Annotated in this window: 19 protein-coding genes; 17 read left to right on the top strand and 2 right to left on the bottom strand. The window is 64.5% G+C overall.

The features are described 5' to 3' along the window. Nucleotides 1-33 precede the first annotated feature (33 nt). Nucleotides 34-609, bottom strand: coding sequence for a hydrolase (locus tag OUZ45_RS14650; protein ID WP_266170866.1), 576 nt, complete (start codon nucleotides 607-609; stop codon nucleotides 34-36). Nucleotides 610-1,115: 506 nt separating this feature from the next. Here OUZ45_RS14650 and OUZ45_RS14645 point away from each other — a divergent pair. From OUZ45_RS14645 to OUZ45_RS14590, 12 genes are all read left to right on the top strand, one after another. After that, nucleotides 1,116-2,759, top strand: coding sequence for a 2-isopropylmalate synthase (locus OUZ45_RS14645; protein WP_425601697.1), 1,644 nt, complete (start codon nucleotides 1,116-1,118; stop codon nucleotides 2,757-2,759). Then, complete coding sequence (locus tag OUZ45_RS14640) at nucleotides 2,756-3,697, top strand: branched-chain amino acid transaminase (RefSeq protein WP_266170864.1); 942 nt, start codon at nucleotides 2,756-2,758, stop codon at nucleotides 3,695-3,697. The genes OUZ45_RS14645 and OUZ45_RS14640 overlap by 4 nt, the downstream gene beginning before the upstream one ends. Then, complete coding sequence (gene leuC / locus OUZ45_RS14635; RefSeq protein ID WP_266170863.1) at nucleotides 3,694-5,106, top strand: 3-isopropylmalate dehydratase large subunit; 1,413 nt, start codon at nucleotides 3,694-3,696, stop codon at nucleotides 5,104-5,106. The genes OUZ45_RS14640 and leuC overlap by 4 nt, the downstream gene beginning before the upstream one ends. 187 nt (nucleotides 5,107-5,293) lie before the next feature. Further along, nucleotides 5,294-5,878, top strand: a complete 585-nt coding sequence (gene leuD / locus OUZ45_RS14630) for a 3-isopropylmalate dehydratase small subunit (RefSeq protein ID WP_266170862.1) — start codon at nucleotides 5,294-5,296, stop codon at nucleotides 5,876-5,878. A gap of 11 nt (nucleotides 5,879-5,889) precedes the next feature. Further along, on the top strand, nucleotides 5,890-6,987 hold the full coding sequence (gene leuB / locus OUZ45_RS14625; RefSeq protein ID WP_266170861.1) for a 3-isopropylmalate dehydrogenase: 1,098 nt from the start codon (nucleotides 5,890-5,892) through the stop codon (nucleotides 6,985-6,987). 186 nt (nucleotides 6,988-7,173) lie between these two features. Continuing rightward, nucleotides 7,174-8,880, top strand: a complete 1,707-nt coding sequence (gene ilvD / locus OUZ45_RS14620; RefSeq protein ID WP_266170860.1) for a dihydroxy-acid dehydratase — start codon at nucleotides 7,174-7,176, stop codon at nucleotides 8,878-8,880. Then, a complete protein-coding gene (ilvC, locus tag OUZ45_RS14615) occupies nucleotides 8,877-9,893 on the top strand; it encodes a ketol-acid reductoisomerase (RefSeq protein ID WP_266170859.1) in 1,017 nt (338 codons plus the stop codon). Before ilvD ends, ilvC begins: the two co-directional genes overlap by 4 nt. A gap of 65 nt (nucleotides 9,894-9,958) precedes the next feature. Then, nucleotides 9,959-10,273, top strand: a complete 315-nt coding sequence (locus tag OUZ45_RS14610) for a VOC family protein (RefSeq protein WP_266170858.1) — start codon at nucleotides 9,959-9,961, stop codon at nucleotides 10,271-10,273. 72 nt (nucleotides 10,274-10,345) lie between these two features. Then, nucleotides 10,346-12,226 (top strand): biosynthetic-type acetolactate synthase large subunit, encoded by a 1,881-nt coding sequence (gene ilvB / locus OUZ45_RS14605; protein WP_266170857.1) that lies wholly within the window; start codon nucleotides 10,346-10,348, stop codon nucleotides 12,224-12,226. Between the two features lie 14 nt (nucleotides 12,227-12,240). Then, nucleotides 12,241-12,489 carry an acetolactate synthase small subunit gene (gene ilvN, locus OUZ45_RS14600; RefSeq protein ID WP_266170856.1) on the top strand — a complete coding sequence of 83 codons (249 nt, stop codon included), beginning with the start codon at nucleotides 12,241-12,243 and terminating at the stop codon, nucleotides 12,487-12,489. Further along, on the top strand, nucleotides 12,486-14,051 hold the full coding sequence (ilvA, locus tag OUZ45_RS14595; RefSeq protein WP_323137564.1) for a threonine ammonia-lyase, biosynthetic: 1,566 nt from the start codon (nucleotides 12,486-12,488) through the stop codon (nucleotides 14,049-14,051). The genes ilvN and ilvA overlap by 4 nt, the downstream gene beginning before the upstream one ends. Before the next feature lie 287 nt (nucleotides 14,052-14,338). Further along, a complete protein-coding gene (locus OUZ45_RS14590; protein WP_266170855.1) occupies nucleotides 14,339-14,782 on the top strand; it encodes a hypothetical protein in 444 nt (147 codons plus the stop codon). Nucleotides 14,783-14,841: 59 nt separating this feature from the next. On the opposite strand, the gene OUZ45_RS14585 is transcribed toward OUZ45_RS14590, so the two are convergent. After that, nucleotides 14,842-16,230 carry a serine hydrolase domain-containing protein gene (locus OUZ45_RS14585; RefSeq protein WP_266170854.1) on the bottom strand — a complete coding sequence of 463 codons (1,389 nt, stop codon included), beginning with the start codon at nucleotides 16,228-16,230 and terminating at the stop codon, nucleotides 14,842-14,844. A 192-nt stretch (nucleotides 16,231-16,422) separates the two neighbouring features. Here OUZ45_RS14585 and OUZ45_RS14580 point away from each other — a divergent pair, with 192 nt between their 5' ends. From OUZ45_RS14580 to OUZ45_RS14560, 5 genes are all read left to right on the top strand, one after another. After that, a complete protein-coding gene (locus OUZ45_RS14580) occupies nucleotides 16,423-16,791 on the top strand; it encodes a nuclear transport factor 2 family protein (RefSeq protein WP_266170853.1) in 369 nt (122 codons plus the stop codon). Nucleotides 16,792-16,934: 143 nt separating this feature from the next. Beyond that, nucleotides 16,935-17,711, top strand: coding sequence for a helix-turn-helix domain-containing protein (locus tag OUZ45_RS14575; RefSeq protein ID WP_266170852.1), 777 nt, complete (start codon nucleotides 16,935-16,937; stop codon nucleotides 17,709-17,711). 117 nt (nucleotides 17,712-17,828) lie between these two features. Continuing rightward, on the top strand, nucleotides 17,829-18,191 hold the full coding sequence (locus OUZ45_RS14570) for a DUF2946 domain-containing protein (RefSeq protein WP_266170851.1): 363 nt from the start codon (nucleotides 17,829-17,831) through the stop codon (nucleotides 18,189-18,191). Between the two features lie 110 nt (nucleotides 18,192-18,301). Further along, on the top strand, nucleotides 18,302-19,303 hold the full coding sequence (locus OUZ45_RS14565) for a hypothetical protein (protein ID WP_266170850.1): 1,002 nt from the start codon (nucleotides 18,302-18,304) through the stop codon (nucleotides 19,301-19,303). A 344-nt stretch (nucleotides 19,304-19,647) separates the two neighbouring features. After that, nucleotides 19,648-22,095, top strand: a complete 2,448-nt coding sequence (locus OUZ45_RS14560) for a TonB-dependent receptor plug domain-containing protein (RefSeq protein WP_266170849.1) — start codon at nucleotides 19,648-19,650, stop codon at nucleotides 22,093-22,095. The last annotated feature ends 15 nt before the right edge of the window (nucleotides 22,096-22,110 follow it).

Raw genomic sequence — 22,110 nt, 5'->3', positions numbered from 1 at the left:
TCCCCCTGCGAGCAAGGGGAGGAGCAAGATGCGTTATCTCAATGCCTCCAATATCTGCGCCGTGCTACGCACCAGTCCCAGTCTCGGCATGATGTTGTCGATCGAGAAGCGATGAAACTCGGCGTTCGCCGCACTCATGGCGTCTTCGACCAACACCTGCGAATACCCCATCTCCCAACCCGCACGCGCCGTGGATTCCACGCCGTTGTTGGTGGTGATGCCGGCCAGCACGATGCGTTGGATGCCGCGGCGTCGCAGCTGCAGGTCAAGATCGGTGCCGTAGAAGGCACCCCATTGCCGCTTCACGATACGAATGTCGCTGTCGGCTACGGCCAGCTGCTCCGGAAAGTCCCACCAATGTGCCGGCAGACCGCCCGGCGGAATCGGCGGCTGGCGGTCGACCATTTGCCGCGGCGCATCAGCAAAATCAGGGGCATAGCCCACGCGCACCAGGATCACCGGGGCTTTCAGCGCGCGGAATCGGGCGGCCAGGGCGCCGGCACGCTCGTACACCTGGTCCGCCGAATGCGGACCACCGGCAAAACCGGCGATGCCCATTTGAAGGTCGATCAAAACCAGGGCGGTGCTGCGAGAGTCGAGCTTGTCCATCGGGACTCCAGAGGTGGTGGAAAGCCTTTGATTATCCGCCTTCACTACCCCCAACGTCGAAGCGGCCCCGCTCAGTGGACAGACAAAGTTTCAGTCGCAACGGAGTCGTGCCTTCAGTACGCGGGGGTACGCATCACGCGCGAAGAGCATTTCCATCCAGACATCTGGACGTCCAAATGTGATCGATCAAACTTTTTCAGATCATTCCACAAGAAACTGTTGACAAGCCCTAGCGACCGCCGTTACGTTCGATCACATGTCGCAACGCAACAACCACCTCAGCACCGCCGAAAAGAGCCGTCCCCCGACGCTCTACGGCCTGCTGCGACTGCGCGGCAACCTCCTTCTTACCCTCGTACTCGTACTCCTTATTACCAACGGAGGTGCGGGCTGAGGGCTTGTGTCCAGGTAAAGCAAAACTAACCTAGATACCCCAAAGAACCCCGCACCCGGAAACGGATGCGGGGTTTTTTATTGCCCTCGGCGACGCCTCAGCGGAGCTGATGATGAAACCCCAGGATCAACCCAACAGCGGCGAGAGCAGCGACGTGAGTGACGTAGCTGCCGACCGCGTGCGCATCTTCGATACCACCTTGCGTGATGGCGAGCAGGCGCCCGGCTTTGCCATGGATCGACGCGCCAAGCTGCGCATGGCGCACGCGCTCGAAGCGCTTGGCGTCGACATCATCGAAGCAGGCTTTCCGCAGGCGTCGCCCGACGATTTCGCTGCTGTCGCTGAGATCGCCAGAGTCGTGCGGAACTCCACCATCTGCGGCCTCGCGCGATGTCAGCCTGGCGATATCGATACCACCGGACGCGCACTGGAATCAGCGCAGCACTCGCGCATCCACGTGTTCCTCTCCACCAGCCCGCTGCATCGCGAACACAAGCTGGGCATGAGCAAGGCGCAGGTGATCGATACCGCCGTCGCCGCCATCGAACGCGCACATGGCCTGTGTCACGAAGTCGAATTCTCCGCCGAAGACGCACTGCGCACCGAACCTGAGTACCTGGCCGAAGTCTTCAGCGCCGCCATCGCCGCTGGAGCTACCACCCTCAACGCACCCGACACCGTCGGCTACACCACGCCGGCCGAAATGGCCGAGCTGTTCGCTTACCTGCGCCAGCACGTAAAGGGGGCCGAACGCGTGGTGTTCTCCACCCATTGCCACGACGACCTGGGCATGGCGGTCGCCAACAGCCTGGCTGCGGTGAGCGCCGGTGCGCGCCAGGTGGAATGCACCATCAATGGCATCGGCGAACGCGCCGGCAATGCCTCGCTGGAGGAAATCGTGATGGCACTGCGCGTGCGTGCGCCACACTTCGGCGTGGGCACGCGTATCGATAGCCGCAAGCTGTATCCCACCTCGCGCCTCCTGACCCAGCTGACCGGCCAGGCCGTGCCGCGCAACAAAGCCATCGTGGGCGAGAACGCGTTCGCGCATGAGTCCGGCATCCACCAGCACGGCATGCTCAAGCATCGCGGCACTTACGAAATCATGCGCCCGCAGGACGTCGGCATCGCCGAGACCAAGCTGGTGCTGGGCAAGCACTCCGGCCGTCATGCACTGCGCCAGCGCCTGCAGGCACTGGGTCATGAGCTGGACGACGGCTTGATGGACGGCGTGTTCGCGCGCTTCAAGACGCTGGCCGACAAGAAGCAAGAGATCCACGACGAAGATCTGGAAGCGCTGGCCCTGGGCCAGGACCCGGACGCTGCCGGTCCATGGCATCTGGTGCATCTCAACACCGCCTCGCATCTCGGCGGCAGCGCGTCGGCCTCGGTGAAGCTGTCCCACGACGACGGCCGCGAGATCGGTGAGGCCGCCATCGGCGACGGCCCGGTCGATGCCGTGCTGCGCGCATTCCAGCGCGCCACCGACACTGCGCTCGAACTGACCCAGTTCCAGGTACGCGCCGTGAGCGAAGGCGGCGACGCCCAGGGCCAGGCCCAGCTCACCGCCCGCCACGCCGCGCGCGACTGGCGCGGCAACGGCGTCAGCACCGACATCGTCGAAGCGACCGCCCTCGCCGCGCTCGCCATCGTCAACCGCATCGAACGACAGACCGGACTTAATGAGTGCGGCCATGGAAGGCCGCTTTCTGACCTTCGCGCGAATGGACGCGCGCAAAAGGAGAACCTCGCATGACCACGCCTTTTCTCTGGCACAACGGCCACATCAAGCCGTGGACGGAAGCCACCGTCCACGTCAGCACCCACGCGCTGCACTACGGCTCCTCGGTGTTCGAGGGCGAGCGCGTGTACGCCACGCCGCAAGGCCCCGCCTACTTCCGCCTGGCCGATCACACGCGCCGTCTGTTCGAATCGGCCCGCGTGTACGAGATCGAGATCGGCTACACCGAAGAACAGATCAACGCCGCCTGCATGGAAGTGATCCGCGCGAACCGCATGGGCTCGGCCTATGTGCGCCCGATCGTCTTCCGCGGCGCCGGCGGCCTGGGCGTACTGCCGAAGGACGGCGCACCGGTGGACGTGGCGATCATGGCGCTGGAATGGGGTGCCTATCTCGGCGATGCGCGCGAACACGGCGCGGATGTGTGCGTGTCCTCTTGGCAACGTCCCGCACCGAACACCGTGCCGAGCTGGGCCAAGGCCGGCGGCAATTACCTGAGCAGCCAGCTGATCGGACTGGAAGCGCGCCGCGGCGGCTACGCCGAAGGCATCGCGCTAGGCCACAACGGCCTGCTCAGCGAAGGCGCGGGCGAGAATGTGTTCGTGGTGAAGAATGGCAAGCTGCTCACCCCGCCGACCAGCGCCGGCATCCTCGCCGGCATCACCCGCGACACGGTGATGACGCTGGCCGAAGACTTGGGCATCAAGGTCGAAGAACGCGACCTGCCGCGCGAAGCGCTGTACAGCGCCGACGAAGTGTTCATGACCGGCACCGCTGCTGAGATCACGCCGGTGCGCTCGGTCGATCGCAAACCCGTCGGCGCCGGCCGTCCCGGGCCGGTGACACGCGCATTGCAGCAGGCGTTCTTCGGCCTGTTCGATGGCAGCACCGAAGACCGCTGGAACTGGTTGACGCCCGTACATGCCGACGCCACCGCGAAGGAGGCCGCATGAGTCCGCGGACCTTGTTCGAGAAGGTATGGGACGCGCATGTCGTCGCACCCGAAACCACCGATACACCAGCGATCCTCTACGTCGACCTGCACCTGGTGCATGAAGTCACCTCGCCGCAGGCCTTCACCGAATTGCGCGAGCGCGGCCTGAAACTGCGTCGCCCGGATCGCATGCTGGCCACGCTGGATCACTCCACACCCACCCTGCCCGCCGCCGCCAACGGCGAGCGCCCGTACGCAAATGCCGAGGCGAAAGCACAGGTCGCGCAGCTGGAAGCGAATTGCCGTGAGTTCGGCGTGGCGCTGCACGGTTGGGACAGCAACGACCGCGGCATCGTGCACGTGATCGGCCCCGAGCTGGGCGCGACGCAGCCAGGCATGACCATCGTTTGCGGTGATAGCCACACCTCCACCCATGGTGCATTCGGCGCGCTGGCCTTCGGCATCGGCACCACCGAAGTCGGTCATGTGATGGCGACGCAGTGCCTGCTGCAGCGCAAGCCGAAGACCCTGGCGATCCATGTGGACGGCCATCTGCCCAAGGGTGTTGGCGCCAAGGATCTGATCCTGCACATCATCGGCGAGATCGGCGTGGACGGTGGCACCGGCTACGTCATCGAGTACCGCGGCGACGCTATCGAAGCGCTGTCGATGGACGAGCGCATGACCGTCTGCAACATGTCGATCGAAGCCGGCGCACGTGCGGGCTTGATCGCACCGGACGACACCACCTTCAACTGGCTGAAGGGCCGCCCGCACACACCGCAGGGCGCCGCCTGGGATGCTGCGGTGGCGAAGTGGCGCGCGCTGCGTACCGATGCGGGTGCGCAGTACGACAGCGAAGTGCGCATCGACGCCAGCAAGGTCAAACCCACCGTCACCTACGGCACCCATCCGGGCATGGCCATCGCGATGGACAAGCCCGTGCCCGCCGCGCGCTCCGCACAGGAAACCCGTGCGCTCGACTACATGCGCAGCGAACCGGGCAAGCCGATGCAGGGCACGCCGGTGGACGTGGTGTTCGTCGGCAGCTGCACCAACTCGCGCCTGTCCGATCTGCGCGAGGCCGCCAACATCCTGCGTGGACGCCGCGTCGCCAGCGGCGTGCGCATGCTGGTGGTGCCGGGCTCCGAAGCGGTACGCCGCGATGCGGAACGCGAAGGCCTGCACCAGGTGTTCACCGAAGCCGGCGCCGAGTGGCGTGTGCCGGGCTGCTCGATGTGTATCGCCATGAACGGCGACCTGGCGCAGCCGGGGCAGTTGGTGGTGAGCACTTCCAATCGCAACTTCGAAGGCCGTCAGGGCAAAGGGGCGCGCACGGTGCTAGCCAGTCCGGCCACTGCTGCCGCGTCGGCACTGGCTGGCGTGATTGCCGATCCGCGCGAATACCTGACGGAGGTGGCGGCATGAATACGCAGCGCCTTGGTCTCCCTCTCCCCTCTGGGGAGAGGGCTGGGGTGAGGGGCCACTCTTGCGACACCGTAGGTTCGAAGCGGGCTTCGATGTACGTCTCCGCGAGCACCCGCCCCTCATCCGCCCCTTCGGGGCACCTTCTCCCCAAAGGGGAGAAGGGAGTCCGTCCCTCGGGAGTTTTCTAATGAATCCGATCACCCGCATCCACTCCCGTACCGCCGTGCTGGCGGACGAGAACATCGACACCGACCGCATCATCCCTGCACGCTTCCTCACCACCACCGAGCGCGCCGGCCTGGGCAAGCTGTGCTTTCACGACTGGCGCTATCAGCCGGACGGCAGCGACAACCCGGCGTTCCCGCTGAACAAGTCCGAGGCCAAGGGCTGCTCGATCCTGGTCGCTGGCCGCAATTTCGGCTGCGGCTCGTCGCGCGAGCACGCGCCGTGGGCACTGCTGGACTACGGCATCAAGGCGGTGATTTGCAGCGAGATCGCGGACATCTTCCGCAACAACGCGCTGAAGAATGGCCTGCTCGCCATCGTGATCTCCGAGGCCGAGCACCACTGGCTGCTCTCGCACCCGGGTATCGAGCTGACCATTGACGTGCGCGGGCAATTCATCGCGCTGCCCGATGGGGGCCACGTGCCGTTCACGCTCGAAGCCTTCGCTCGCCACTGCCTGCTCAACGGCGTCGACCAGCTGGGTTACCTCTTGCAACACGCCGACGCCATCACCGCTTACGAAAACCAAATGGAGCACGCAGCATGAAAGAGGGCCGCATGAAAGCTCGCATCGTCACCCTGCCCGGCGACGGCGTCGGCCCCGAAGTCACCGCCGCCGCCGTGGCCATACTCGACGCCGTAGCCGAACACTTCGGTCACGAGTTCAGCTACGAAGAACATCTGATCGGCGGCTGCGCCATCGACGCCACCGGCGAACCGCTACCGGCCGCATCGCTGGAAGCGTGCAAGAACGCCGATGCGGTGCTGCTGGGCGCGGTGGGTGGACCGAAGTGGTCCGATCCACATGCGCCGGTGCGTCCGGAGCAAGGCTTGCTGGCTCTGCGTGCCGCACTCGGCGTGTACGCCAACCTGCGCCCGCTGCAAGTGCATCCCGCGCTGGCCGCGCTGTCACCGCTGAAGAACGAGAAACTGAAGAACGTCGATGTGCTGTTCGTGCGCGAACTGACCGGCGGCGCCTACTTCGGCGCCAAGACCCGCACCACCGACACGGCCATCGACGAGTGCAAATACACCGTGGCCGAAGTGGAGCGTGTGACCCGCCGCGCCTTCGAACTCGCGCGCGGCCGCCGCCACAAAGTCACCTCGGTGGACAAGGCCAACGTGCTGGAAACCTCCCGTCTATGGCGCAGCACGGTGCAGCGCGTCGCCGCCGACTATCCGGACGTGAAGCTGGAACACCAGCTGGTCGATTCGATGGCGATGCTGTTGCTGACCCAACCGTCGCATTACGACGTCGTCGTCACTGAAAACTTGTTCGGCGACATCCTCACCGATGAGGCCGCTGCGCTCGCCGGTTCACTGGGCCTGCTGCCCTCCGCGTCGCTGGGTGAAGGCAAGGCCGGTCTGTACGAACCCATTCACGGCTCCGCGCCAGACATAGCCGGCAAGGGCGTGGCGAATCCGATCGGCGCGATTCTTTCCACCGCGATGCTGCTGCGTCATTCGCTGGACCTGGAGTACGAAGCGATCGCTGTCGAAGCCGCGGTAGCGGATGTGCTGGAACGTGGTCCACACAGTCGCGACATCGGAGGCCAGGCCGGCACCGATGCCGTGCGAGATGCCGTGCTGGCCGCACTCGAAGATCACGCCGCCACGTCTGAAGCCTTCTTCGCCGGAGCGCGCGCATGCGGCTGAGCAAGGCCAGCCTCACTTATCGCGGAGGCCGCATGGCCTCTGCACTGTCTGCCTCTCCCTGCGTGCAGCGGGTATCGAGGGCGCTAAGCACCTTGCCCCGGGTGTCCGCCTCTCCTTGCGCCCCGTCCCGCACCCCCTCGCACGCAGGGAGGGCACCTTCCGTTCGCCACACCTCCGAGAGCCTTCATGCGCAGTGACCTCATCAAGACCGGCGCCGATCGCGCGCCTGCGCGCGCCATGCTGCGCGCCACCGGCCTCGACGACGACGCCATCGCCAAACCGCTGGTGGCGGTGGTGCATACCTGGTCCAACGTCAGCCCGTGCAACCTCAATCTGCGCGAACTGGCCGAACACGTCGCCGAAGGTATTCGCGCGGCGGGCGGCACGCCGATCGAGTTCAACACCATTGCCGTCACTGACGGCATCGCGATGGGCACGCCGGGCATGCGCGCCTCGCTGATCAGCCGCGAGGTGATCACCGATTCGATCGAGCTGGCTGTGGATGGTCACTGCCTCGACGCGATGGTGGTGCTGTGCGGCTGCGACAAGACCATCCCCGCCGCCGCGATGGCGATGGCACGGCTGGATATTCCGGCAGTGGCTTTGTATGGCGGCACCATTGCGCACGGCACACACGACAACCATCCGATCACCATCCAGCAGGTGTTCGAAGCCGTCGGCGCGCATGGCGCGGGCAAGATCGACGATGCCGAACTCACTTCGGTGGAGCGCGACGCCTGCCCCGGTGCCGGTGCCTGCGGCGGACAGTTCACCGCCAACACCATGGCGATGGTGCTGACCACACTGGGCCTGTCGCCGATGGGTTTCAACGACATTCCCGCCACGCATCCGGCCAAGGCCGCGGCGGCACGTCGTTGCGGCGAGCTGGTGATGGATTGCCTGCGCGAAGAACGCTCGCCACGCGCCCTGCTCAACCGCACCTCGCTGCGCAATGCCGCGCGTATGGTCGCCGCCACCGCAGGCTCTACCAATGCGGTGCTGCACCTGCTCGCCATCGCACGCGAAGCCGGTGTGCCGTGGACATTGGAGGATTTCGAGCCGGCCTCGAAGCACACGCCGGTGATCGCCGACCTGCTGCCGGGCGGCCGCTACACCGCCGTCGAAATGTTCGGTGCCGGCGGTAGCGCGCGCGTGGCGCAGGAACTGATCGCTGCCGGCATGCTCGACGATGCGCCCACCGTCACCGGCCGCACCCTGTTCGAAGAAGCGGCCGCTGCACCACGTGCGGAACAACAGGATGTCGTGCATCCGGTCAGCCAGCCGCTGAAGCCTCGCGGTGGCTATTCGATTTTGTACGGCAATCTCGCGCCGGAAGGTTGCATCCTCAAACTCGCTGGCAAAGGCGCCAGCCATTTCGAAGGCACCGCACGTGTATTCGAAAGCGAGGAGCAAGCCTTCGCCGCCGTGCAGTCTGGTGGCATCGCCAAGGGCGATGTGATCGTGATCCGCAACGAAGGCCCGGCCGGTGGCCCCGGCATGCGCGAAATGCTCGGCGTCACCGCCGCATTGATCGGGCGTGGCCTGGGTGACGACGTCGCATTGATCACCGACGGTCGCTTCTCCGGCGCCACACACGGCTTCATGGTCGGCCACATCGCACCTGAAGCCGCACGCGGCGGCCCCATCGCACTGCTGCGCGACGGCGACTTGATCCGCATTGACGCCGGCTTGCGCGAAATCGAAACCGACGCCGACCTGGTCGAGCGCCGCAAGCATTGGAAGCCACCCGCACCGAAGGTCACTACCGGCGCGCTCGCCAAATACGCGCGCCTGGTCGGCTCCGCCTCCGACGGCGCCACCACGCATCCCGACACCGCTGTCTCCATCCCCAAACACGTCCAAGTCACCGCTACCGAAGGAGTCACTGCATGAGTACCACTTCCAACCCCACGCTGGCCCAGGCCCGCATCGCTGTGCTCGGCTATGGCAGCCAGGGCCGCGCGCACGCCCTCAACCTGCGCGACTCTGGCCTGGATGTCGTGGTCGGCCTGCGCAAGGGCGGCCCGTCGTGGGAGAAGGCCCGCGCCGAAGGCTTCAATGTGGCCGAGCCAGCAGAAGCCGTGCGCGGCGCCGATCTGGTCGCCGTACTCACGCCCGACATGGTGCAGCCGGCGCTGTATCACGAGTCGATCGAACCGAACATCAAGCCAGGTGCCGCTCTGCTGTTCGCGCACGGCTTCAACGTGCACTTCAAGCAAATCGAGCCGCGCGCCGACATCGACGTGATCCTGGTCGCGCCGAAGGGCCCGGGCGCACTGGTGCGCCGCGAGTACGAGATCGGCCGCGGCGTGCCGTGCATCTGGGCGGTGCACCAGGATGTCAGCGGCCAGGCCGAAGCGAAGGCCAAGGCGTATGCCGACGGCATCGGCGGCGGTCGCGCACTGCTCATCAAGACTGACTTCAAGGAAGAGACCGAGACCGATCTGTTCGGCGAACAGGCCGTGCTGTGCGGCGGCGCCAGCTCGCTGGTGCAGGCCGGTTTCGAGACGCTGGTGGAAGCCGGCTACCAGCCGGAGATCGCCTATTACGAAGTGCTGCATGAGCTGAAGCTGATCGTGGACCTGTTCTACGAAGGCGGCATCGCCCGCATGCTCGAGTTCGTCTCCGAAACCGCGCAGTACGGCGACTACGTGAGCGGCCCGCGCGTGATCGACGCCGCCACCAAGGAGCGCATGAAAGCCGTGCTCGCCGACATCCAGGACGGCACCTTCGCGCGCAACTGGATCGCCGAGCACAAAGCCGGTCTGCCGAACTACAAGCGCTTCAAGCAGGCGGATCTGGAGCATCCGATCGAGCAGGTCGGCGCGAAGCTGCGTGCGCGTATGCCGTGGTTGCAGGCCGCTGCGGCTAAGCCGACAACCGAGCCGTTGAAGAAGGTCGGCTAAACCCCGTTGGCGCCCATCGCTTCGGTGATGGGCGCCGCCATTTCTTTCTCATTGCAGGACCGGATATGAAGCGCTTCCACATTGCCTTGAGCGTACGCGACCTCGACGCCTCTATCGCCGATTACAACGCGCGACTTGGTCAGGCGCCCAGCGCCGTCGTTCGCGGCAAGTACGCCATGTGGCGCACCGACCTGCTCAATTTCTCCATCAATCAATCACCAGAACGCGCCGGACAACTTCGTCACATCGGCTTTGAAGATGACGCGGCCCACGGCTTCTCGAGCAGCCCGGATGTCAATGGCCTCGAATGGGAGCACTTCAGTGCCGCCGAGCAGGACGTACGCATCATGCAGGTCTACGGCGTACCCGTCTGTGATTGAGCGACCCCGGTCGACCTCCATCCACGCACCAGCCATCGCCATTCAAAGCAAGCCAAGGGACTCGTTGTGAACATGCCACTGCCACAGACCTTTTCCGCTGCCGATGTCGCTCGCGCCATCCCGCATCATCCGCTGGCCGGACAGGCCGTGAGCGGCGCGGAAGTGGTGGTGCAGGTGCTCGCCGACGAAGGTGTCGATGTGCTGTTCGGCTATTCGGGCGGCGCCATCCTGCCGGTGTACGACGCGGTATTCCGCTACAACGCCACGCATCTCGCGCCGAACGGCGGCGAGCCGATGCCGTTGATCGTGCCCGCCAATGAGCAGGGCGCGGGCTTCATGGCCGCCGGCTATGCGCGCGCGTCGGGCAAGGTGGGCGTCGCCATCGTCACCTCCGGCCCGGGCGCCACCAACATGGTCACGCCGGTGCGAGACTCGATGGCGGACTCCATACCGATGGTAGTGATCTGCGGCCAGGTGCCCACCACCGCCATCGGCAGCGATGCATTCCAGGAGGCGCCGATCAGCAACATCATGAGCGCGTGCGCCAAGCATGTGTTCCTGGTCACCGACGCCGGGAAACTCGAAGACACGCTGCGCACCGCGTTCGAGATCGCGCGAAGCGGCCGGCCCGGTCCGGTGGTGGTGGACATCCCCAAGGATGTGCAGAACGCGCCGCTGGCGTTTCGCGGCGAGGGCTTGCTGCCGATGCCCGGCTATCGCGCACGCCTGCAGAAACTGGAGCAGGCCACGCTGGCCGAAGCCGATTGCGCGGCGTTTTTCGAAGCCCTTGCGCAATCGCACCGGCCATTGATCTATGCCGGCGGTGGCGCGATCGCTTCCGGCGCGGCCGATCAGCTGCGCGCCTTCGTTGCCGATTTTGGTTTGCCAGTCACCACCACGTTGATGGGCCTGGGCGCCTACGACACCACCGAGCCGCTGGCACTGCACATGCTCGGCATGCACGGCACTGCGTATGCGAACTACGCAGTGGAAGATTGCGATTTCCTGTTCGCGCTCGGTGCGCGCTTCGACGACCGCGTCGCTGGCGTACCGGATCGCTTTGCGCCCGGCGCGAAATTCATCGCGCAGATCGATATCGATCCGGCCGAGATCGGCAAGGTGAAGACGGTGGACTGGCACCACACCGGCGATCTCTCGCGCACGCTCGAACAGCTGCGCCACTGGGGCGAGCGCCACGGCTTTCGCCACAAGCTGGCACAGCAATACGCGGCGTGGCACAGGCACATCGCGGCACTCAAGCTTACGCATGCCTTGAATTACGACCGCACCAGCCCGTTGATCCAGCCCTATGCGGTGATCCAGGAGATCAACCGCCACACCCAGGGCCGCGCCATCATCAGCACTGGCGTAGGCCAGCATCAGATGTGGGCCGCACAGTATTTCGATTTCCGCGAGCCGCGCCATTGGCTCAGCTCCGGCTCGATGGGGACGATGGGCTTCGGCCTGCCGGCGGCGATCGGCGCGCAGTTCGCGCGGCGCGACGCAGTGGTGATCGACATTGATGGCGACGCCAGCATCCGTATGAATCTGGGCGAGCTGGAAACCGTCACCACCTACGGCCTGCCGGTAAAAGTGGTCGTGCTCAACAACATCGGCGACGGCATGGTGCGGCAGTGGCAGAAGCTGTTCTTCCGCGGCCGCTTCGCCTCATCCGACAAGAGTCTGCACCGCAAGGACTTCATCAAAGCCGCGCAAGCCGACGGCTTCGAGTGGGCACAGCGACTGGAGCGCAAGGAAGACGTGGCGGACACCATCGCCGCATTCCTCGCCCACCCGGGCCCGGCCTTCCTGGAAGTGATGATCGATCCCGACGCGGGTGTGTATCCGATGGTGGGCCCAGGCGCGACCTACGCGCAGATGATCACCGGCGACCACATCGCTTCGCGGCAGGCACCGGCGAAACCGGCAGGCGCCGCGAGCGACATGTTCTGACACCCGAGACCGCCATGAAACACACGCTTTCCATCCTCTTGCAGAACGAAGCCGGCGCGCTGGTCCGGGTCGCAGGCCTGTTCTCCGCCCGTGGCTACAACATCGATTCGCTGACGGTCGCGGCGACGCATGACCCGTCCGTCTCGCAGCTCACTCTGGTGATGCATGGTGTGGACGCTTCGGTCGACCAGCTCATCAAGCAGACACGTAAATTGGTCGACGTGATCGAGGTGGGCCGTCCGATCACGGACGCCGTGCAGTGAACGCGATAGCGACCAGCCGCTCGGAAACCGCCGCTGACGAGGATCACGACCTTCTGTGCCGCACGTTGGGCGCGCGCGTCTATGACGTGGCGCGCGAATCGCCGCTGGAACAGGCCCCGCTGCTTTCCACTCGGTTAAGCCAGAACGTGCTGTTCAAGCGCGAAGACCAGCAGCCGGTGTTCTCGTTCAAACTGCGCGGCGCCTACAACAAGATGGTGAGCCTCGATGTCGCGCAACGCGCACGCGGCGTGATCGCGGCTTCGGCCGGCAACCACGCGCAGGGCGTGGCGCTCGCGGCGGCCAAACTGGGGCTGCGCGCGGTGATCGTGATGCCAGTGACCGCACCACAGGTGAAGATCGATGCCGTGCGTCGTCTGGGTGGCACCTGGGTCGACGTCGTGCTGGCCGGCGATTCTTATAGCGATGCGCAAATGGAGGCCTCGCGCCTGCAAGCCGAACATGGCTACAGCTTCGTGCATCCCTTTGACGATCCTGCGGTGATCGCGGGTCAAGCCACGGTAGGCATGGAGATCCTGCGCCAGCATCCTGGTCCGATTCACGCGATCTTCGTGCCGGTTGGCGGCGGCGGCCTGCTCGCGGGTGTGGCGACCTATGTCAAAGCGCTGCGGCCGGACATCAAAGTGATCGGTGTGCAGACCGTGGACTCGGATGCAATGACACGCTCGCTGGAATGCGGTGAACGCGTTGCCTTGGACGAAGTGGGCCTATTCGCCGACGGCACGGCGGTGAAGCGGGTGGGCGCCGAAACATTCGCACGCTGCCAGCGCCATGTGGACGCGATGGTGCGAGTGGATACCGATGCTATCTGTGCGGCGATCCGCGACGTATTCCAGGACACCCGCAGCGTGCCGGAGCCCTCCGGTGCGCTAGCGCTGGCCGGGCTCAAGAAATACGCCGAAGCTCACGGCCTTCACCATGAAACGCTGGTCGCTATCGTCTCCGGCGCCAATATGAACTTCGACCGCTTGCGCTTCGTCGCCGAGCGCGCCGAAGTGGGCGAGCAGCGCGAGGCCGTGTTCGCCGTGACCATTCCGGAGGAACGCGGCAGCTTCCGCCGCTTCTGCGCCGCGCTGGACCAACGCGCGATCACCGAGTTCAACTACCGTATCGGCGATGCAGCGCAGGCGCATATCTTTGTCGGCATCCAGATCCACAGCCGCGCAGAGCGCGAGGCCTTGACCGAAGCTTTCCACACGCAAAGCTTCGGCGTGCTCGACCTCACCGACGACGAGCTGGCCAAACTGCACCTGCGCCACATGATCGGCGGACGCTCGCCGCTCGCGCACGACGAGTTGCTGTACCGCTTCGAATTTCCCGAGCGTCCCGGAGCACTCACCCGTTTCCTTGGCCACATGCATCCGGACTGGAACATCAGCCTGTTCCACTATCGCAACCATGGCGCCGATTACGGCCGCATCCTCGTCGGCATCCAGGTGCCGGCGGACGAGCGAGCGATGTTTCAGTCGTTCCTCGATGCGCTGGGCTATCCGCATTGGAACGAGAGCGAGAGTCCTGCGTATCGGCTACTGCTTGGCGCGTGAGCAAATAGCTGACGCGAAACTTACGACAGCTTTTATTCATTCGCCGAACGCGGTTCGAACACGCTGCCAAAGGCCCATATACACGCGCCGAAACCCGCTTCAATGCCTTGAGCGACATTGAATTTTCTGTCTCCGCGTGTGACTCAACATCGATGCACCGCGGTGCTGTTGCATGCCCATCCATCACACATGGCGAGACAGGCGCATCGTCAACGGGTATCCCATAGCAGCGTTGATGGCTGCGCGGACCATCCGGTGCGCCATCGACATACAACGTGGAGGCAGTCATGAAACGCTACGGTCTTATCGCTCTTTGCATGCTGAGTTTTGCGGGCTTCGCGCAGGCGCAGAGTCAGACACCGGTGCAACAGGTACGGCAGGACAATCACGACATCCGCCAGGACAACCGCGATATCCGTCACGACCAGAACGATATCAACAAGGACCGCCAGGACATCCACCACGATCAGCAGTTCGTCAATCAGGAAACGCGCGAGCGCAACCACGACCAGCGCATGGAGAACAAAGACCTGAGCCAGGGCAACGTGGCTGGCGCCGAGAAATACAACAAGGCACGCCAGCAGGAGCAACGACAGATCAACCAGGCGCGCCGCGACATCCGCAAGGACCGCAAAGACATCCATAACGACCGCCGTGACATTCACCATGATCGCGTGGATCGCAACCACGACGTGCGCGCACGCAACGAAGCCGCCTCGAAGATTCACTGATCCCGAAAGACGCCGCCGCGTAGCGGCCAAGAACATGGGGGCGCCATGCCCCCATGTCTCTATGACCCCGCCATGCGCGGCATCGCCTTGGGCGGATCGTCTCCGCCTTCGAAGTAATCCAGCCGAACGACCTTTCCCGAAGCATCGCGTACCGGCCGGAAATAGCTCAGCTCATCGGGGGCGAAATGCAGCCGCTGTTCGGCTGTCACCTGCAAACGAATGGGCGGTCGCTCGCCGCGCTTGAAATAGAGGGCATGCTCTTTGGCGAACAGCGTGAGCATGGTCGTTTCGTTGTACTGATACTTTCCCGCCAGCGCCTGCAATGTCTCGTCCGACGGAATCACCGCGGCGACGTCGGGGTAAGGCTTGCCCAGCGCGATGGCGGCAAGGCGACGGCTCATGGTGCGCGCATCGAAGTTATCGTCGTTGGCAAGAACGACAACGGTGATATCTTCCTTCGGCAGATAGCCCACGGCGGACGCGAAGCCATCGATCTGACCCGTATGGCCGACCATCGCACTGCCCCTCACACGCCACAGATACATACCCAAGCCATAACGATAGGCCAGAGACGCACCAGGCAAATCGGGCGTTATCGCGATCATGTTCTGAAAGCCGTCGCGACCAACGGCGCGACCACTCGCCAGTGCGCGCATCCAGAGCCGCAGGTCGTCCAAGGTGGATACCAGCGCGCCCGCCGCGGCCGGCACGCTGGCGCTGATGAAGGCGGCGTTGTTGGCCTGATGCCCGGGATTGTCGGTGGTATAGCCAGCCACCCTCCCGGCGATGAGCGTGGCGGTGTCGCCATAGCGGGTGTGTTGCAGACCCATGGGATCGAGCAGCTGCTTTTGCAGCGTGACGTACCAGACTTCGCCCGTCACTTTTTCGATGACGGCGCCGAGCAATACATAACCGGCATTGGAGTAGGCCCAGCGCGTGCCGGATGGAAAGTCGGGTTGGCGCTCGCCGATCTCGGCGACATGGGTGGCGGTATCCACGTCGCGATGGAACACACCGGGCTTCGGCGTCACGCTCTTATCGGAAATGCCCGCCGTGTGATTCAACAACTGCCGCAACGTGATGTGCGCCGCTCCGGGAATAGCGGGGAAGTATTTCGCCAGCGGATCGTCGAGCGACAGCTTGCCTTGCTCGGAGAGTTTCACGACGGTCGCCGCGGTGAACATCTTGGTGACAGAAGCGATCCGGAACACCTGATCCGGCGAAAGCGGAACGCCGAGTTCGATTTCGGCACGCCCTCGTGCGCCGCGAAACAGCACGGTGTCGCCCCTTGCCACTAGCATCGCCACACCGGGACCATCCGGGGTCGCCGCCTGTTCCAGTACAGCCCCCGCCTCGCGGGCAATAGCCGCATCCGATGGCGACGTGGCCGCCATGATGCCCAGCGGGAACATGGCCGCGAACAGAACCGCAAGGAATCGCCAACGCATACCTGGCCTCCGGGTTCCCGACAGGTTGTCGAGTTCGCCGTGCAGCCTACTCGCCTGCACCGGGACATGGAGCCCCAACAGTCACGGAGGAGGTGAACTCCGGGCTGGCACCCCATTACCTCCGAGGTAATCGCCTCCCCGCGCATCGCGGCGCAATCTGGTCGCACACAACAACCACCAAGGAGTGCTGTCATGAACCACGCCAATCAACTCGTCGACCGCTACATCCAGAGCTGGAACGAAACCGACCCGCTGCGCCGCCGCGTGTTGATCGAAGACATCTACGCCGAACAGGCCGGCTATACCGATCCGATGATCGAGGCCAAGGGTTGGGAAGCGATCGACGCCACCATCGCCGCCGTTCAGAACATGTTCCCCGGGCACGTCTTTTCGCTGGGTGGCCAGGTCGATGCGCACCACGACACACTGCGCTTCCACTGGCACCTTGCGGCACCGGGTGCCGACGAGCCGCTGGTGATTGGTTTCGATGTCGCCGCGCTGGACAACGGACGCATCCGCCAGGTCTACGGCTTCCTGGACAAAGTGCCGATGCCGGCCTGAAGTGTCGCGCGGCACGCAGCATCCACCGCGTGCCGCGCTCCTGGGCGATCGATCCATCGCTGTGCCAATCCGCACGCTCCTCGTGCGCAGCCGATCGCTAAGATCGTGCCATGAATGCAGCGCTTTCTCACACGCAACGTCCCGTGGGCGACCTCCTCCGCGAATGGCGGCGGCACCGCCGCCTCAGCCAGCTCGAACTGGCCGCCGAAGCGGAGATCTCCACACGCCACTTGAGCTTTGTGGAATCCGGGCGCTCACAACCGAGTCGCGACATGATTCTGCATCTCGCCGAATACCTCGATATACCGCTGCGCGAGCGCAACGCCCTGCTGATCGCCGCGGGTTTCGCGCCCGCGTTCCGCGAGCGGCCGATGGAGGACCCCGCGCTGGACGCAGCCCGCCACATGATCGATCTGCTGCTGAAGGGACTGGAGCCTTATCCCGCCCTGGCGATCGATCGGCATTGGCATCTGGTCGCCTGCAATCAGGCCACCTTGCGCTTGATGGCCGGGGTACCCGAGGCGCTGTTGAAGCCGCCGATCAATGTGCTTCGACTCAGCCTGCATCCGGCCGGCCTCGCGCCGCGCATCCGCAACCTCGCGCTATGGCGCGCCCACCTGCTCGACCGCCTGCGCCGTCAAATCGACACCAGCCACGATCCGCAATTGATCGAGCTGCTGCGCGAATTGCAGGCGCTGAGTTCGCCGGGGCCCGAAGACGCCCATCTAGCAGAAGGCCCGGGGACGGCTATCGCGGTTCCGATGCTGCTGGATATCGACGGAACCGTGCTTTCCATGATCAGCACCACCACCGTTTTCGGCACGCCAGTGGATATCACACTGGCCGAGCTCGCTTTGGAAGCGTTCGTGCCTGCGGATGAGGCCACGGCGCAAAAGCTGCGGGAGATGGCGCAGAGCTGATGCCCAAGGATGGCCGCGTGGCGGCACTGTGTCGCAGTGTCGCCTGGGATACGAGAATGGAATAATGCGCCGCCAGTCCGACGCTGGTCAGGGCTAGCCGTACTTCCGGGGTTTCAGGTGATTCGTTCGCGCGCACAACGACGGTTCGTTGCGTGGCTGGCCATGGCCGCCATGTGGCTGACCATCGCTGCGCCAGTGGTGTCCCAGACCCTTGCAACGCGCGGATTCAACCTTGGCGGTGAGCACGCGGGACACATGGGGCATCCCTCGTCCCCGCACCCCCACGCTCCGGTCGTGGAGACGTGTGGCTACTGCGGCCTGCTCGGCCACAACCCCGTCTTGGGCGGCGTGGCCTGGCTGCCGCCCGTTCTTCCACCCACCGCAGACATCCACTCCGATCGATCGGACACGCCGCGCTGGGTTCCGCACTCGCCGCTTGCTGCTGCGCCGCGCGGCCCGCCGATGCTCGTCAACGCCTGATCCTTCTTCTGCCGGCACGGTTCACCGTGTCGCGCTGCGTTGTCGACGCGTGATTCGCCTGTTGTCGTTTATCGACGAGCGGGTCACCGACTATTTGAGACACTTCACTCATGCACGTCCTATCGCATTTCATTGCCACCCGGGCGCCACTGCGCCGGTACCACAAGCACGCCGCCGCAGCAGCCGTGGCGGCGATCCTCGTCGCTCCTGGCCTAGCCAGCGCTTGCTCCACCTGCGGCTGCTCGCTCAACTCGGACTGGTCCAGCCAGGGCTACGCCACCAGCACCGGTCTCCACCTCAGCGTGCGGGAGGATTACTTCGACCAGTCGCAACTGCGCAGCGGGACCGATACCGTCAGCCGTTCGTCGTTCCAGTATCCCAACGATCAGGAAGTGCAGCGGAAGACCATCAACCACACCACGCTGCTCGGTGCCGACTACAACTTCTCGCGCTACTGGGGCCTCTCGGTGCAGTTGCCCTATACGGATCGTCATCACCAGACGATTGCGGCCGGCGATACCGACATCTCCACCTCGGATGCACGCGGCATCGGCGATTTGCGTGTCCTCGCGCGTTATCAGGGTCTGAGCGAAGACGCCGGTATCGGGTTGCAGTTCGGCCTGAAACTACCGACTGGCCGCTTCAAACAGGATTTCGCCTCCGGCCCACAGGCCGGCCAATTGTTGGATCGCGGCTTGCAGCTGGGCACCGGCACCACCGATGCGTTGCTCGGCATCTACAAGTTCGGTTACCTCAGCGAGTCCGTCGGCTATTTCGGCCAGGCCATGGCGCAGATCGCGTTGGATGCGCGCGAGCATTTCCGCCCGGGCAACTCGATCAATCTCAACTTCGGTGTGCGCTATCTCGATGCGGGGCGTTTCACGCCGCAGTTGCAGCTCAATATCCACAGCGAGCGGCGCGAGAGCGGCGCGCAAGCCGATCGCCCGAACAGCGGTTCGACGCTGGCGTATCTCAGCCCCGGCATGGGCATGAAGATCACGCCGCGTCTTGATGCATTCGCCTTCATCCAGTTGCCGGTGTGGCAACACGTGAACGGGCTTCAGCTTGAGCCACGACGTTTGTGGTCGGTTGGCCTGCAGTATCGGCTGTAGTTCGGCTGTAATCCCGGGGGTTGGGATGAGCGCATGCTCACCCCAACCTGCCGTGCAGACAGCTCTGCGTAAGCTTCGGCGCGATGATGTTACGGCGCCAAACGTGACGTAGCTGTCACAAGAAATTCGCACAAACGCATCGATCACTTCTCGCTTGACATGGCATACGCGCGGGAGCAGTTTCCGGCGCGGGAGGCGGGCGCCGCGAATCTTGCAGCGTCCCATTACGTCGTTTTCGCACGGCTGGATGGGAGAGGCTCATGTCAGGTTGCTTTGTTGCGCGTCCGCAAGGGCGCGTGTTCGGTTCTACGTGCCGCTGGGGAGCGGCCGTTCTGGGTCTTTCGATGACCCTGTCCGTCTGGGCGCAAGAAGCCGCACCGGCGGACCAGCAAAAGCCCAAGACGCTCGAAAGCGTGCAGGTGATCGGCTCGCGCGCCAAGGACCGCACCGCGGCGGAAACGCCAGCACCGGTCGACGTCATCGGCCGCGAGCAGTTGGAAAACGCCGGCGTGGTCGAAGTGGGCCAGGCACTGCAGATGCTCGAGCCCAGCTTCAATTTCTCGCGCACCTTCGTCAGCGACGGCACCGACACCATCCGCCCGGCGACCTTGCGCGGGCTGGGGCCGGATCAAGTGCTGGTGCTGGTGAATGGCAAGCGCCGGCATCAACAGGCGCTGGTCAACGTGCAGCAGACCATCGGCCGCGGTTCCGCCGGTACCGACATCAACGCGATCCCGATCTCGGCGATCGAGCGCATCGAAGTGTTGCGCGATGGCGCCGCCGCGCAATACGGCTCGGACGCGATCTCCGGCGTGATCAATATCGTGCTGAAGAAGCAGGTCGGCGAGACCGACGTGTCGCTGGACGCTGGCAAGACCTACAAGGGCGACGGCTTTACGCGCCAGGGCGACATCAACACCGGTCTGCGCATCGGACACGACGGTTACCTCGACCTGAGCGCGGAATACCGGCATCGCGACCCGACCAATCGCGCCGGCCCCGACATGCTGCGTGTGAACCCGCCGCGGGTCACTCAACGGCTTGGCGACTCCGATACCAAGGACGCCTATTTCTGGCTCAACGGTGGGTTGCCGATAGCGAGTGGCCAGCTGTATTGGTTCGGCGGCATCTCGCAGCGCAAGGGCAATTCCTACGGCTTCTTTCGTTCGGCCGGGGACAACCGCACGATTCCCGCGCTGTATCCGAATGGGTTCCTGCCGAACATCGCCACCAACGTCAAAGATGCGTCGATAGCGGTGGGTTACCGCGGCCCGTTGGTTGGCAAGTGGGACTACGACGTGTCGGTCAACCATGGCCGCAGCCAGTTCGGTTTCAACGAGCACCAATCGGCGAACGTGAGCTGGTGGTACGAACCGCGCGACCCGGCCAACCCGGCGGCCGGCATCTACGCCCAGACGCCGACCTCGGCGAACACCGGCACGCTGCGCCTCGATGAAACCACCTTCAACCTCGACGTGCGCGGCCCGATCGACTGGGGCGTGGGCCATGATGTGCTGAGCTTGGCCACCGGCTTCGAATGGCGTCGCGACAGCTACCAGATCCTGCCCGGCGACCTGGTGTCCTACGCGTACGGCCGTACCAACAATCGCAGCATCCCGATCTATGGCCAGACCGGCGATATCGCGCAGCCGGGCATCCAGGGCTTTCCCGGGTTCTCGCCCACGGAAGCGGTGAACATGGGCCGCAGCAACATCGCACTGTACCTCGACGCCGAATCGCAGATGACCCAGCGGCTGCTGCTGGGTGCTGCGGTTCGTTACGAGCACTACTCCGACTTCGGCGGCACCACCACCGGCAAACTGTCGGCGCGCTTCGACGCAACCGACGAATTCGCCGTGCGCGGCACCCTCGCCACCGGCTTCCGTGCGCCCGGCGTGCAGCAGTTGTTCTACAGCCAGCGCTCGACCAACCTGGACCCCAGCGGCAAGCTCACCGACACCTTGACCGCGCGGCAGGACAGCGCAGTGACGCGCGCGTTCGGCATTCAGCCGCTGAAACAGGAGACCTCGCGCAGCGGTACCGCGGGCATCGTCTACAAACCGGGCAATGACATCACGCTGACCGTCGACGTGTACCGCATCGACATCAAAAACCGCATCATCTTTTCCAGCAACATCGTGCCCGAGAGCGTGGGCACCGATGGCAACCCCTGTGCGGCGGGCAACGCCAACTGCCCCATTCGCAAGATCCTGGCCCCGTTCGGGGTGGGACAGGTGCTGTTCTTCACCAACGCGATCAACACCAAGACTCAGGGCGTCGATGTGGTCGCCGAGAAGGGTTTTCATTTCGAAAACAATGCCACTCTCGATCTCACCGCGCTGCTCAGCTACAGCAAGACCGAGGTCACCAAGCGCAAGTCGCAGTCGGCGATCCTGCCACCCTCAAAACTGTTCGACGACACCCAGGTCACCCTGGTCGAACAAGGCCAACCGCGCGTGCACGATGTGCTGCAGGGCGTATATCGCACCGGGCCGTGGGACTTCACCTTACGCGGCAACTACTTCGGGCCGGTCAGCGGCCAGGGCTTCACGCCAGGGATCAAACAGACCTGGAGCGGCAAGTGGCTGGCGGACGTGGCGCTGGGCTATCGCTTCTCCGATCGTGTGAAGGTGACGGTAGGTGCGGACAACGTGTTCGATACCTACCCGGACAAATGGGATCCGAAGACCGGAGCCCCGTTCCCGCAGCTGGGCTTCACCTATGGGTGGGAGACGTTGCCGTTCGGCATAAACGGGGGGTATTACTACGCGCGACTCGATTTCAAGTTCTAGGCGCCAGCCCTCATA

It is taken from the genome of Dyella subtropica, from assembly GCF_026283965.1.
Lineage (GTDB): Bacteria > Pseudomonadota > Gammaproteobacteria > Xanthomonadales > Rhodanobacteraceae > Dyella_D > Dyella_D subtropica.
This window is presented reverse-complemented; position numbering and strand designations above follow the sequence as displayed.

Bases quoted from the DNA above. Each gene is read 5' to 3' on its own strand.
- OUZ45_RS14560 (WP_266170849.1), top strand. From the start codon at position 19,648: ATGACCCTGTCCGTCTGGGCGCAAGAAGCCGCACCGGCGGACCAGCAA.
- leuD (WP_266170862.1), top strand. From the start codon at position 5,294: ATGAATCCGATCACCCGCATCCACTCCCGTACCGCCGTGCTGGCGGAC.
- OUZ45_RS14645 (WP_425601697.1), top strand. From the start codon at position 1,116: ATGAAACCCCAGGATCAACCCAACAGCGGCGAGAGCAGCGACGTGAGT.
- ilvB (WP_266170857.1), top strand. From the start codon at position 10,346: ATGCCACTGCCACAGACCTTTTCCGCTGCCGATGTCGCTCGCGCCATC.
- OUZ45_RS14580 (WP_266170853.1), top strand. From the start codon at position 16,423: ATGAACCACGCCAATCAACTCGTCGACCGCTACATCCAGAGCTGGAAC.
- ilvC (WP_266170859.1), top strand. From the start codon at position 8,877: ATGAGTACCACTTCCAACCCCACGCTGGCCCAGGCCCGCATCGCTGTG.
- ilvN (WP_266170856.1), top strand. From the start codon at position 12,241: ATGAAACACACGCTTTCCATCCTCTTGCAGAACGAAGCCGGCGCGCTG.
- OUZ45_RS14610 (WP_266170858.1), top strand. From the start codon at position 9,959: ATGAAGCGCTTCCACATTGCCTTGAGCGTACGCGACCTCGACGCCTCT.
- OUZ45_RS14565 (WP_266170850.1), top strand. From the start codon at position 18,302: ATGCACGTCCTATCGCATTTCATTGCCACCCGGGCGCCACTGCGCCGG.
- leuC (WP_266170863.1), top strand. From the start codon at position 3,694: ATGAGTCCGCGGACCTTGTTCGAGAAGGTATGGGACGCGCATGTCGTC.
- OUZ45_RS14640 (WP_266170864.1), top strand. From the start codon at position 2,756: ATGACCACGCCTTTTCTCTGGCACAACGGCCACATCAAGCCGTGGACG.
- OUZ45_RS14585 (WP_266170854.1), bottom strand. From the start codon at position 16,230: ATGCGTTGGCGATTCCTTGCGGTTCTGTTCGCGGCCATGTTCCCGCTG.
- ilvD (WP_266170860.1), top strand. From the start codon at position 7,174: ATGCGCAGTGACCTCATCAAGACCGGCGCCGATCGCGCGCCTGCGCGC.
- OUZ45_RS14650 (WP_266170866.1), bottom strand. From the start codon at position 609: ATGGACAAGCTCGACTCTCGCAGCACCGCCCTGGTTTTGATCGACCTT.
- OUZ45_RS14590 (WP_266170855.1), top strand. From the start codon at position 14,339: ATGAAACGCTACGGTCTTATCGCTCTTTGCATGCTGAGTTTTGCGGGC.
- leuB (WP_266170861.1), top strand. From the start codon at position 5,890: ATGAAAGCTCGCATCGTCACCCTGCCCGGCGACGGCGTCGGCCCCGAA.